Annotated in this window: 15 protein-coding genes; 5 read left to right on the plus strand and 10 right to left on the minus strand. The window is 40.1% G+C overall.

Annotated elements, in window-relative coordinates; all coding sequences use genetic code 11:
* Positions 1–40 precede the first annotated feature (40 nt).
* The 6 genes from QUE03_RS15660 to QUE03_RS15685 form a co-directional block, all read right to left on the minus strand.
* A complete protein-coding gene (locus QUE03_RS15660; RefSeq protein ID WP_286262885.1) occupies positions 41–415 on the minus strand; it encodes a YacL family protein in 375 nt (124 codons plus the stop codon).
* Positions 416–581: 166 nt separating this feature from the next.
* Positions 582–974 (minus strand): hypothetical protein, encoded by a 393-nt coding sequence (locus tag QUE03_RS15665; RefSeq protein ID WP_286262886.1) that lies wholly within the window; start codon positions 972–974, stop codon positions 582–584.
* Between the two features lie 54 nt (positions 975–1,028).
* Positions 1,029–1,370 (minus strand): hypothetical protein, encoded by a 342-nt coding sequence (locus QUE03_RS15670; protein ID WP_286262887.1) that lies wholly within the window; start codon positions 1,368–1,370, stop codon positions 1,029–1,031.
* 1 nt (position 1,371) lies between these two features.
* A complete protein-coding gene (locus tag QUE03_RS15675; RefSeq protein ID WP_286262888.1) occupies positions 1,372–1,944 on the minus strand; it encodes an RNA polymerase sigma factor in 573 nt (190 codons plus the stop codon).
* A 43-nt stretch (positions 1,945–1,987) separates the two neighbouring features.
* Entirely contained in the window at positions 1,988–2,350 is a 363-nt protein-coding gene (locus QUE03_RS15680; RefSeq protein ID WP_286262889.1) for a DUF6249 domain-containing protein, read from the minus strand.
* Positions 2,351–2,414: 64 nt separating this feature from the next.
* Positions 2,415–3,287: a LysR family transcriptional regulator gene (locus QUE03_RS15685; RefSeq protein ID WP_286262890.1), complete on the minus strand. Its 873-nt coding sequence runs from the start codon at positions 3,285–3,287 to the stop codon at positions 2,415–2,417.
* A gap of 187 nt (positions 3,288–3,474) precedes the next feature.
* Between QUE03_RS15685 and QUE03_RS15690 the strand changes: the two genes are divergently transcribed.
* The 3 genes from QUE03_RS15690 (at position 3,475) to QUE03_RS15700 (ending at position 5,904) form a co-directional block, all read left to right on the plus strand.
* Positions 3,475–4,443, plus strand: coding sequence for an aldo/keto reductase (locus QUE03_RS15690; protein WP_286262891.1), 969 nt, complete (start codon positions 3,475–3,477; stop codon positions 4,441–4,443).
* Positions 4,444–4,592: 149 nt separating this feature from the next.
* Entirely contained in the window at positions 4,593–5,138 is a 546-nt protein-coding gene (gene sigZ / locus QUE03_RS15695; RefSeq protein WP_286262892.1) for an RNA polymerase sigma factor SigZ, read from the plus strand.
* A gap of 64 nt (positions 5,139–5,202) precedes the next feature.
* The gene (locus tag QUE03_RS15700) at positions 5,203–5,904 is read left to right on the plus strand and encodes a glutathione S-transferase family protein (protein ID WP_286262893.1); all 702 of its coding nucleotides are present in this window, start codon (positions 5,203–5,205) and stop codon (positions 5,902–5,904) included.
* Between the two features lie 313 nt (positions 5,905–6,217).
* On the opposite strand, the gene QUE03_RS15705 is transcribed toward QUE03_RS15700, so the two are convergent.
* From QUE03_RS15705 to QUE03_RS15715, 3 genes are all read right to left on the minus strand, one after another.
* Complete coding sequence (locus QUE03_RS15705; RefSeq protein WP_286262894.1) at positions 6,218–6,787, minus strand: class GN sortase; 570 nt, start codon at positions 6,785–6,787, stop codon at positions 6,218–6,220.
* Positions 6,781–9,006, minus strand: coding sequence for a marine proteobacterial sortase target protein (locus QUE03_RS15710; RefSeq protein ID WP_286262895.1), 2,226 nt, complete (start codon positions 9,004–9,006; stop codon positions 6,781–6,783). The genes QUE03_RS15705 and QUE03_RS15710 overlap by 7 nt, the downstream gene beginning before the upstream one ends.
* A 142-nt stretch (positions 9,007–9,148) precedes the next feature.
* Positions 9,149–9,997 (minus strand): LytTR family DNA-binding domain-containing protein, encoded by an 849-nt coding sequence (locus QUE03_RS15715; protein ID WP_286262896.1) that lies wholly within the window; start codon positions 9,995–9,997, stop codon positions 9,149–9,151.
* A gap of 206 nt (positions 9,998–10,203) precedes the next feature.
* Here QUE03_RS15715 and QUE03_RS15720 point away from each other — a divergent pair, with 206 nt between their 5' ends.
* Both QUE03_RS15720 and QUE03_RS15725 read left to right on the plus strand, forming a co-directional pair.
* Entirely contained in the window at positions 10,204–10,707 is a 504-nt protein-coding gene (locus QUE03_RS15720; protein WP_286262897.1) for a DUF2141 domain-containing protein, read from the plus strand.
* A gap of 58 nt (positions 10,708–10,765) precedes the next feature.
* The gene (locus QUE03_RS15725) at positions 10,766–12,337 is read left to right on the plus strand and encodes a carotenoid oxygenase family protein (RefSeq protein WP_286262898.1); all 1,572 of its coding nucleotides are present in this window, start codon (positions 10,766–10,768) and stop codon (positions 12,335–12,337) included.
* A gap of 6 nt (positions 12,338–12,343) precedes the next feature.
* On the opposite strand, the gene QUE03_RS15730 is transcribed toward QUE03_RS15725, so the two are convergent.
* Positions 12,344–12,811, minus strand: a complete 468-nt coding sequence (locus QUE03_RS15730; RefSeq protein WP_286262899.1) for a GNAT family N-acetyltransferase — start codon at positions 12,809–12,811, stop codon at positions 12,344–12,346.
* Positions 12,812–12,878 lie beyond the last annotated feature (67 nt).

The following is a 12,878-nucleotide window of genomic DNA, read 5'->3' on the forward strand; positions in this document are numbered from 1 at the left end:
TACGGGCTAGCGATTATACTTTCAATGCTAGTGACGGAAGCTAGGCTGTAAATTTTGCCCAAGAAAGTAAAATCTGACGAAAATCATCTAAGCCACAACTACTAATTACGTTAGAATCGAAATTAAGATCATCATCGTTTAACTCGTTTGGCATTTCCCCAGTGCCATTCATATTAATGTTAGGTTGGATATGCGCATCATGAGACGATAAGGTGACGGAATATTCTTTACCTGTCACAGTAATTTCTTGATCTTGCCCTTGCTCTATATTAGATACCGCCAACAGCAATGCAGATAACATTTCGGCATTGTTGCCCACTTCTACTTCCAGCCATGGACCAATCATTTCCTGCTCATAAGAAAACTGCGCTTTTGCACTTCCCGTGATCGGGTCGTGTCTGAATTCATATTCCATTTATTCTCCGTAATCATGCGTGAATTACGCTATTTATTTTAATACTCCAGCTAGCTTAAGTGTAGCAAAACTGAGCCATCAGGGCTCAAAATTAACTAAAAAAGGAAAAGAAGTTGGAGATATTTGATGAAGAAAGTTAAGCGTGCAAATTAACCGACTAAATTTCTTAGCATAATTTGGAATTTAGCCAGTGTATTGCTGTGTGATCGTCAGCGAAAAATTGATGTTCCAGCCCTGCTTCATGATAAATTTTGCTCAGTAAATCACGGCTAATGACCGGTGTTGAACATGACGATAAATTGATTGCAACGGCTTTAGCATTACCTTGTTTGATAAAATTTAAATGGGCGTTATAACAGTCTTGCCCGGCAATTGCCTCGCCATTTAGCTTTAGCAGTACTGCATATTTATCGTGCTGAATTTGTCTAATAGCATTTACCAGCTTAATATGTAGCGCCATAAAGTATTCGAGATTCCATGGTCCAATAGACTCTATAATGACAATGTTGTCTTCAACGAAAATGGTTGCCCTGCCATGTGCGGAGAAATCAATAACCAATAAGACGCCCTTCGTTAAGGTAATAGAATTATCTCATACTAATGTTAATAGGCCCTATATTTCAAATTTAATCAGAGTGATGATCAAAACCACTGTTGAAGTAACTAATGCACTCATAGGGTTTTGCAATATCAATAACGACTGCTCAACGGTTGGTAAGAATGAACTAAAGTCGACTTTATTAAACAACTCAAGTTTACTGGCAATTGTAAATTCAAATATCGGTAACAGGTTAACCATCAACAAAAGTACCCCAGTTACAACAGCGTACATCATTAATACCAACAAAGTTGAAAATCTTTCAATGCGCTGTATTTTTTTAATGACTTGTGCAGAAAAGTCTTCTGGTTCAATCTCCGGTAAAGGTTTCGATAATAGTTGTTCAATGTCATTCATGTTATGCAGCCCCACTTATATTTTGACAGGAAGAATTTGAGGATTCATTTAACACTCTTATTAACTTTTCTTTTCCTCTTTTAATTTGTGACTTTATTGTACCTAGTGGCATATCGACCAAGTCGGCGATTTCTGCTTGTGTATAACCAAAGCTATAGTGCAAAGTAATACAGTTGCGTTCATTAACTGACAACACGCTCATCGCTTTTTCTAAATCATCAAATGCAGCACTACTTTGATGATTACTTACTTGCTCTTGTTCATCCGCACTATTTTCGTCAAACTCCTCATAGGATTTATGCGAGCGTAAATATTGAAGGTACTGAAAATATGCAATACGAAATAGCCAGCTAATAAATTTTCCAGAGCCATTAAACAAAGACAGTTTTCGATAGGCTTGGATCAATGTTTCTTGAGCAATATCATCGGCCAGATCAAGATCAGGAGTGCAGAGTCGTCGACAATATTGCCGTAGAGATTGCTGATGATGAATCACTAAGGTAGCAAAGGCCTGCTGGTCTTTTGTTAGCAGTACCTTTGCAATTAATTGAGCTTCATCATTTACTACGGTCAAGAAATATTCCTTAGTTAACTAAATGAGTAATTTCCGCACACGACTATGCTACTTGGGCTGCTCTTTGTTTGACTTTATTTATCACTAAAAACGCGATACCAATTGCCAAAGGAAAAATGCCTAACCATGAAAACCCAGGTTCGTCATCTAACCCATATAAGCCATAAACAATCACTGCACAAGCGAAACCTATAAGTAGCACGCCCCTAGAAAAGTCTGCATGCTCACTTTGCGTTTGTTTACTGATTGACATAACGAGCTCAGGTGACAAAGCTTGTCCTGATTCAATTAATCTTTGCAAAGTTTGCTGCTGCTTAGACTTCATTTTAGTTCTGTTTACGATCAACCCCAATAAAACGGTAGCAATTGAAATAAATAATACGATTGGAATAATATGTTGAGCCATGATGTTCTCTTATTAATTTTCTGTTGTACTTATCTAGATGCAATCATTTGTCAATTTGGATGCATTATTTTAAATTTTTTTGTATGAATTTGATAAACTTAATAATTTTCTTCGGTGGATAAATCAATTGTGGCTGCAATAAGTAAATCCCTTGGCCTTTAACTTTTTGAAGGTTAAATAGCGGTACCAATTGCTTGTTTTGTATTGCTTTTCTAACAAAATATTCAGGTAATCTAACGATACCAGCTCCAGTAATAGCCTGATCCCTCAAGACAAAATTATCATTAATAGCAATAGTACTCGTAACCTCGATATTTTCATCGTTCAAAGTCCAGTAATGCTCATTAACACTAGTCAAACAACGATGTTCATTGAGTTGCTCTACTGATGTTAGCTCACCATATTTTTCTATATAGCTAGGCGCTGCACAGCATAAATATCCATATTCAAATAAACGCTTCGCAATCATATTTTCGGGCGGGGTTCGCGTTGCACGAAATGCCAAGTCAAAATCATTTTCAGTTAAATCATATTGAGTATAGCTACTATCAATTTCAAATTTTATGTCGGGATAGAGTTGAGAAAATTCAAAACAGAGATTTACGAGGAGGCTTTCAGCAAACTGTTTAGGCGCCGTAAGCCTGATCAATCCTTCAATCGCCTGCTGCTCACTAGCAAGATTTCGCTCGATGGCTAACATAGATGTATGAACTTGTTTAAAGTCTTTTACCACTTGATGCCCGGCTCTCGTTAAACGTACAGTGCGTGTGGTTCTTACTAGTAGAGGAGTTTTAAGATCAGCCTCCAGCTGTTTAATTTGAGCGGAAAGGTAACCTTTTGACATCGCCAAATTAGCTGCCGCTTCAGTAAAGCTTAAACAATTCGCCACTTCACTAAATAAGAATAACCGTTCAAGTTTCTTATGTTCTTTGATCATAACCTGACAGAGCTTAACCATTATAAGTTTTAATCATCCCATTGTTATATATAAAGAACAATGATTTCATTTATTTGTTTTAGTGTAATAACAACAGAGTCAGTAAACTATCATCCTATAATCACAAGCAGTATAAGTAATATCTTTTATTGCACTGGAAATGATGCAATCAGAGGTGGATGAAAACATGAAGCAAGCTATAAAAACGATATTTCCTCAAGCCAGTAAAATTGCCTACGGATGTATGGGACTTGGTGGAGGTTGGCAAGACACAATAGTCACCGCAGACAATGTCAATCAAGCACATCAGGTGATCGACACCGTGATAGAGGCAGGCATCAATTATATTGACCATGCCGATATTTATACGCGAGGTAAAGCTGAACAGGTGTTTGGCGAAGTAATAAAACAGCGCCCTGAACTAAAAGAGCAATTGATTATCCAATCAAAATGCGGCATTCGATTTGATGACGACTTGGGCCCAGGTCGTTATGATTTTTCAAACGAATGGATCACACAATCGGTAGAAGGCATATTATCGCGTTTAAACATTGAATGCCTAGACGTACTAATGCTTCATCGCCCAGATCCCTTAATGGAGCCAGAAGTTGTCGCTGAAACAATAAACCAACTGGCTGCATCCGGTAAGGTAAGTCACTTTGGTGTATCAAATATGCAGCAAAGCCAAATTCATTTTTTACAGCACCATTTAGAACAGCCACTGATCGCGAATCAAATTGAAATCAGTTTAAAAAACTTAGCTTGGTTAGACGAGGGCGTACTGGTGGGAAACCCTGACGGTAATCAAGTTAACTTTGCCAGTGGTACAATAGAGCATTGCCGCCTCAATAATATACAAATTCAAGCATGGGGTAGTTTATGCCAAGGATTATTTACTGGTGCCAATTTGGACGGTCACCCAGAGCACTATCGCAAAACCGCGCAATTAGTCACTGAGTTGGCTGAGCAATATCAATGCAGTGGTGAAGCCATCATATTAGCCTGGTTAATGCGTCATCCCGCCAATATTCAACCGGTAATTGGTACTACTCATTTGACAAGAATCAAGGCTTGTACCGAGGCTTATAGTATCCAATTAACGCGTGAACACTGGTATCAATTGTATGTCTGTGCCCGTGGCCAAGCTTTACCTTAAGCACACTAAATACAAAATTCATCAAAGCTGTAATAATTGGGCTTAGGTTAAAATGCATTTGAAGGTTTTAAGCATTAAAGTGCTCTATAAAACCTACAATAAAAAGTAACCACTTGCATAAAAAACATAACTTAAGCCGAGAGCACAAAATGACAAGCCTTGATGAAATTTGGAGCCAATATCACCATGCATTAGCACGTTTTTTACATGCTAAAGTGTCTGATCCTGCAATGGTCGAAGATTTACTTCAAGAGATCTTACTTAAAACCTACAGCAATTTATCTTCCATAAAGGACCAAAAAAATATTAAGTCCTGGCTTTTTCAAATCGCTAACCGCACCATCATCGACTTTTATCGTAAGCAAAGTAAAGTCAACGCTATCGCAACAGAAGCGCTATGGTATAACGAAAAAAACGATGATGTTCATCGTGATTTAAGCCAATGCCTCATCCCATTTATTAACGCGCTTCCTGATGAAATGGCAAGATTACTGACAGAAATTGAATTGGGTAATAAGAGTCAAAAACAGTATGCCGAAGAACTAGGTGTCAGTTACTCCACACTTAAATCTCGTGTTCAAAAAGCACGAACAATGCTGCGAGAATTGTTTGAAGGCTGCTGTAACTTATCTCTCGATAAGTTTGGTAATGTCAGTGATTTTGAGGAAAAACACAACAACTGCAAAAAATGTTGAAATTATTTTCGTCTTTTTAAATTCCGCTTCGTCTTATAGGTAAATGACCTAAGAGGAAAATAACATGATTAAAATTGTAAGTTTCACCATTTGCCCATTCGTTCAACGCGTCACCGCGTTATTAGCCGCTAAGCAAGTCCCTTTCGAAGTGGAGTACATCAGCTTAAAAGATAAACCTCAATGGTTTTTAGACATTTCACCTACAGGACAGGTTCCTTTGCTAATCACGGAAAATGATACCGTCTTATTCGAGTCTGATGCGATTGTAGAGTATATTGATGAAGTTTCATCACAACTTGAGCCCGAACGATCAGCAGAGCAAAAAGCGATTGATCGCGCATGGAGTTATCAAGCAGCAAAGCACTACCTTGTCCAGTGCAGTGCCATGACCAGCGCCGATCAAGACACCTTGGCTATTCGCACGGAAAAATTAGCTAAAGCCTTTGCCAAAGCTGAGCAACAGTTAACTCGTGGCCCTTATTGGAAAGGTGAAACACTCAGCAATGTTGATATTGCTTGGCTACCACTATTGCATCGCGCAGCAATTATTGAACAACATACCTGTTATGATTTTTTAGCAAAATTTCCAAGAGTTAAGGCTTGGCAAACTGCATTAATGAAAACCGACTTAATTACAGCATCCGTATCGGTGGATTTTGAAGAAAAATTTACTCAATTTTATCTATCAGACAAAACCTATTTGGGCAATGGCAACAAAAGTGTCGTTCACGCTAACGATCTTTGCTCCACCGGTAATTGCTGTTAGCCAAACCATTTCTATTCATCAAAACTTAAACGCACTCAGTGATTACTTGGTGCGTTCTGTATCATTGGCGGTAACACTGAGCGTGCTCTGTAACAAAACGTTTTGTTGCACATCAACAATATTAGCGTGAAAGTTGTCGACATACCCTGCGCAATCAAGACCCCTATTACTCAATTTGAAATAAAAGATATCACCTTCAATGTTTTTTTAAGGTTATTGTCAGGTGTTGGTTCTTGTAGCTGCTCAGGAAGGGGGCAATAGGCGTGGGGTCAGCACTATCGCCACTAGCCCCCCTGCCACCACAATTATGAAACTAATCATTAAGTAATTTCGCCTTGATCACATAACGCAAGCTTCCACCAACATTAAGCGCATCAAAGGGGTAACACGTTATCAAGACCAAGCTCGCTTCTGATTCATCGATCACAAGATCGTTCGTATCATCATTAATAATGAGGATGTCTTCCACTTGATAAAGCTGGTTGGTACCGTGTTTATCGGTCATCGAAATAATGTCTTTCATTTGAATATCCTCAAGAAACGAGAAATGGCTGTCATTATGGCCCGCGACAATAAAGGGGGATGACTGGTTTAAAGTTGAATATCGATGCATAACTCCAGCTGAAAAAGCTAAGCTAGTACCATCTACGCCTAATAGTAGAACGAGCTTTTTATTCAAACGCGGTACATGCATTTGGGCTATGGCTTGAGTATCTGCCCACGGCCAAGGGGATATTGACTCCTTGTGCGTCGAACTATGATGCCAGCTATAGGCGATAAGTTGCTCAGACAACCAAGCTTTAGTCGGTAGCCATGCACCGTGCACCGCTACCACCATTCCCAATACCATCAATAGTAAAGCGCTGTATTTTTTGGCTAACATGAGCGTGGTTTATGATGATATAAAATAGCGCCAATACCGATGATCAAAAATCCAATAATGAAATGCAGCTGCCAACCCAAGGCTGTTTGTGGCATAACTGCTATCGCTAGTTGGTGATTGGCGCTGGCAAATAGTTTGTCTTTCTTGTTTATTGCTTGCTCGGACGCCAAGTCATCACTAAGTGGCAGTTCCATTGTACTTTTTTCAATTGCGATAAAACTTGAATAGGGTGACATTACCTGATGTAAAAGCGAGGTGTTTAGTACCTGTTTCTTGATCACATCTTCTGCCTTTCCTAATACCAGAGTGTCCATTAAATCTTCAATTTTCTCTCTTGCCCAAATAGAAGTTATGCCCTGACTTTTTTGTTGTCTGTTAAACATCAACTCTTGATGCCAACCTCGGTTTGCTTGTTCGCCAAACACTTGTATGCTGGTAGGCGTCAGTGCCGTTTTAAAGGCCACCATCAAAGGCTCACCATGGTATAGATCTGGGAGCTTTTTAGGGTATTGCTCAATTGTGCCTAGATGCAATGGCTGAAACTGAATGGCGATATTACGTAACGCTGGTCGGCTGATCTTCTTAAGCAGCTCAGACATCATCGGCTTAATATCAGCTAAATCACTGATATAGGTGTAGCTGCCTTTACCAAACTGTGCAGCTTTTCGCATGAAATAGCCATTAGGCGCTGCGCCAATGCCAACCGTAAAAAGCCTAGGCAATACCGGACTACTTTGAATGAGTTGAAACAATTCCAATTCATTACCTACCGCGCCATCAGTAATGAAGATTATTTGCCGAATGACATCAGGATCGTGATCAGCACTCGCATTCATTGCCAAAGCTAAAGCCAATGGCTGATACATTTCGGTACCGCCATTGGCGCTAAGTCGCTGAATGAAGTTATCTGCCGTGTCTAAGTTCTTAGCTGAAGCGAATACATTGCTTTCAAATAATGTTTGGTAATGAGAAGCAAAGGAAATAATATTGAATCTGTCCTGAGGTGTTAAGGTATTCAAGGCAAATAATAAACTCTGCTTTGCCTGCTTAATGGATGCCCCTTGCATAGAGCCTGATGTATCAATAACGAAAGTTACGTCGCGAGCAAAATGCTCTGTTGACTGATCGCCCTCTTCTCGAACTGTAGGTGGAATCAACATGGCCAACGCGTATTGCTCGTTATTCAGTTCCTGAGTAAATAAACTGACTTGAGGGGTGGTTGATGGCGATGCATACCAGCTTAAATAAAAGTCTCGGTCCATGGGCATGGTGCCCTTATCTAGTGTAATTTGATAACTCGTCGCCAAATGTGCTGAATTCAGGCCATTAGGCTCAACCGATGTTGTTGGCGCATAGCTTAATGTGTGAGAGCGGCTGTCGATTTTGGTAATTGGAATTCCAGCCTTAAGTGATGCGCTGATGGCAATGTTACCGTTAAGTGGTTGCTGCCATGTAGATAGCGTCGACGCGAGCAACAACTGTGACAGCTGCGAGCTTGACCGATGTCTTGGTTGGTACCGCGGCGTAATGCTCATGGGAAATCGTAAATAAAATCGCCCTTGATCGTATTGAACATGCTGGAGGTAAGTCAGCGTTACCGTCACTTGTTCATGTGCACCAATGTTAGCGATATGATTAGTAAATAAATTCGGGCGTTGCTGCTGCACTAAACTCGCCCGCTTACCGGATTTTTGTGCGACAACAAACGCTTGTTTCGCTTTTACCTTCTCCATGATTTGTCCTTCAATTAAGCGACTGCCTATCTGAATTTTTAAGTGGTTAACAGCTGATTTATCAGGCAATGGAAAGGCATATACACCATCTAATGGCTCTGTGGAAGGATTAACAAATGACTGTGTGAACGTTACAGTTGCGATAAGCCCGTTAATATCAAACGAGACATCAGAATGAAGTATAGTCGCCGCTTGAAAATCATGTGATGAATTGTTCAGTCCCGCAAGTTGGCGAGTACTGAGCTGTGTAGGTTTCAGCAACAATTGGCCACTGCCAACTTCACCTAAAGTTATTCGTGTGGGAGTCGCAATATGTGTATTTGACTTTGGTGTTGATTCATTCGCTTTTACTTTTATCGCTATCAAGGTACATAAAAATAATAACGCGGTAACAAGACAGTATTTGAGCAGTGGTGGACGCCTTTTATACTGATAGAATGAGGCGTAGTAGCTGGAGTTTTTTTCTTTTCGCTTTGACTTGATCACCGTAATGCACCTAATTTACTTTTAGAGCATTACAGCAGTAAATCTAGGCGAACAGTCGGCCAAATAATGTCAATGTAGCGATCAAATAGGGCAAAATTATGACAAGAGTTTTATGCTAATCACGTACATTCAATTAGGCGTGTTAGTGAATATTCGCTTCTTTTACGGCATCTAAAAAGGTACGAGACACTGGCACATCAAGGTTATTTTTTAAGGTCAAAAAAACCTTCCTACCCTCTTTGTTATATGATTCAACTGACTCAAGTGCTACCCACCACGAGCGATGCGTCTGTATTCCGGGGTAATCTGCAAGTGCAGCTAAGGCGTCTTTAAAGCGCATTAAAACAAGGTGGTGGCCTTTATCGGTATAGACTTTTAAATAGTGATCTGACATTTCCAAGCAGTGCAGCGTTCCCCTTTTATCGACAGGCAATTGATTCATGAACTTTTGCAATTGCTTATCGTATACAGCATCGGAAACTTGCTGTTGTTTCTCAATGATTTCTTTTTTCTCATTAAGCTGGGCCTGTTGCTCAGCAATATGTCCTCTCACCATGCTTATGAATGAAATCACACCACCAATGACCAATGCTTGTGGCAAAATCGTAAAGAATTGTTGGTAATAGTTGATGGAAATGCCAAAAAACAACCAACTGATGATCGGCACAGCAAAACTCATCAAGATACTGCCAAAGATTGTCATGATTGCCACACCATGCCACTGAGTTGTTAGAGAGTATTTGCCAAGCTTGTTCTTAAGTAGGTAACTACCAAAATGAATGATAGGCGAATAAATAAAATAACCGACAAGGCAAGTGAATACCCAAAACGAAATCGATATCACACGTGGTAATTGATCCATACCAAACGGTGATAAAAAACCAATAAATATGCCAACTGCTGAAGCAGTCACTAAGTCCTTAATTGTTTTATCTTTACTGAAAAATGGCTCTACCCCTTTATTTTCGGGGTTATTTTCGCGATTCGTCAATGGGTATATGTCCTTTTTTGCACAATTCGCGAAATGTTTTCTTCACTTCACGAAAAGCCACTGTTTATTTCAATAACGACATTCTATCGTCTTTACAGACCAACGCAACGTCCTTGAGTGTTTGTAAATATCATCGCCTATGATGACCTTTATTTAGCTCAGGAATTGCAATCAAATGACACTTTAGCCCTTATAAGGAAAATACAATGCCTACTGTAAAAAATACCCACTACGATTTAAGAGACACTTTTCCCGTTCGCTTAATTGAACGATTAACTAAGGTATTCGCCATCATTCTTGTGACTTCAGTATTTGCAAAATTTACCACTGCTGTCGTCTCAGCCGCAGAAATCAACTTTGAGATTTCAGGGGTCAACAGTAACCAAGGAAAGCTATACGTGCAGTTATTTAAAGGTGAAGACAATTACGAGAACGCTAAGCCTGAATCCGCCGCCATAGTGATCGCAAAACATGGCGTAAATAACGTTTCATTCAATAATTTAAATGAAGGCGAATATGCGTTGAGGTTTTTTCATGATGAAAATGACGATGGAAAGATGGCAACGAACTTGTTGGGGTTTCCTGTTGAAGGGTATGGGTTTTCTAATAATGCCATCCCTAATTTCGGTCCTGTGAGCTATCAAGATATTAAGTTCAACATCACGCGTTCAGATGAAAAAGTCACAAATAAGACACAAGTTATTTACTAGCAAGATTGTCCACTATTTACGTCAGAGACTAAAAACAGTTATATCAAGGAGTATATCAATGCAACGACGTCAGTTATTAAAATCAATGGGCAAGCTAGGTGCCATGGGCGGAGCCGCTCTAACGATGACTTCACCGTTAAAAGTCATCGCAGGTACACCTATACGATCTATGTCTGACGCTTTACCAAACTCAGTGGACTATAAGTCCGAGTTTAATAAAGCGCTAAAGCTACAACCAAATCTACTTGGCTTTACAAATGTTGAACACGACTTTGACTGCCAAGAGTTAGCCATCGAAGGAACGATGCCTAAAGACATTGCCGGTACATTTGTTCGAAATGGGCCAGGCAAGCATGAACGTGGAGCTAAAAGGTATCAACACTTGTTTGAAGGTGATGGCATGCTTCAACAATTCACAATTGCTGAAGGAAAAATTAGTCATCAAGGCAAGTTTATTACGACCCCTAAATTTATGCAGGAAGACAAAGCCAATCAATTTTTGTATTCAGGGCCTGATACCAAGATAGTCAATTCTCTGCCAGTCTCTAATGCCAATATGATCAATACTGCAAATACCAACGTTATTCCTGTGGGAGATGACTTGTGGGCCCTTTGGGAAGGTGGTAGTGCGACACGCGTTGACGCTGATTCACTGGAATTTAAGGAACATATTACCTTAGGCTCAACGCAGGAATACGGCCAGAGCCTAAAAGGGCTGCCTTTTTCAGCGCATCCGAAAGTGGAAGCCAATGGCGATATTTGGAATTTTGGGCTAACTCCTACGGGTCATATTGTCTTGTATCATTTGTCCCCAACCGGTCAAGTAAAAAACGTAAAGTTGGTTAATAGCCGTTACCGCGGCGGTATGCTGCATGATTTCTTAGTTACTGAAAAACATGTGTTATTGATCTTGCCATCGTTAACGATAAAAAAATCGAGTGATAAATCTGCCTCAGGCTATTTTTCACGAACTACATTTAATGAAAATATACCAATGCGAGTATTAGTAGTTGCCAAGTCCGACTTTTCAGTAAAACGAGAATATGAGCTAGCTGCGGGTTTCGCTTTTCATTATGGCAACGCATGGGAAGAGCCAAACGGAACCATTCATTTTGATGCCAGCCTGTACCCCAACGTTGACGTATTGCATAAGCTATCGAGTATCATGCAAGGGGATCTAACCCACACCCCCAATATGGACGCGAAAACGGCGCTATTCACCTTATACGTCAATGGTTCTGCACACACGTCAACAGTCAATGAAAATAGTGAATTTCCGAAAATTTGTGATCACTTGGTTGGTAAAAGAAATAACTGTTTGTATTACATTGCAAGCAAAAAAGACAGCATATGGAGTGATACTGTTTGTGCATTAAATACCAATACCGGTGCAGAAGAGAGCTATCATTTTGGTGCGGATTTTTTGGTTGAGGAGCACGTTAACATCTGCCCTAGTCAGGTTGAGGGTACGGGTTACCTAATTGGCACCGCCCTACATATTCCAACCAAGCGTACGTGCCTCAATATTTTTAATGTTGAACACTTAAGTAATGGACCACTTGTCAGGGCATGGTTACCCTATCATTTACCACTTGGCTTTCATGGCCATTTTAGCTCAAGTGCGGTGTAGCTCAGTTTAGATCATCTGGGTCATAAACAGGCTATTAGGATCAATCTCATAGTCAGCAAATGGTCCTGTTAGTTCAAACCCCTGTTTAAGGTACAGATTACGGGCAGGCTCAAAAAAGGTCATGCTGCCCTTTTCTAAACTGACTTGTTGATAACCCCGAGCTTTCGCAGTCCGCAACAAATAAGTCAGCATTTGCGTGCCAACACCTTGATTTCGCGCATGACTTGTTGTCCGCATCGACTTAATTTCGCCATGGTATTGATCAAGCTCCTTTAAGGCAATGCAACCAACCAATTGGTTATCAAGCCAGCATGACCAAAATGTAATATCAGAACTTTGTAGGCCAGATAAATCAAGTGCATGAATACTTTCAGGTGGAGAGGTCTTTCTCATGTCCTCTAAATGATCTTGTAACAACTGGATGACTTCTAAACGGGAAAGGTCATCGATTTCCATAACAATACCAGATGACATGTATTTACTCTTTGTTCTATGAAATGGCCTACTATAAAACCAGCCGAATATTACCAATAGCTCAACT

Origin of the sequence: Thalassotalea atypica, assembly GCF_030295975.1 — a bacterium.
Classification (GTDB): domain Bacteria; phylum Pseudomonadota; class Gammaproteobacteria; order Enterobacterales; family Alteromonadaceae; genus Thalassotalea_F; species Thalassotalea_F atypica.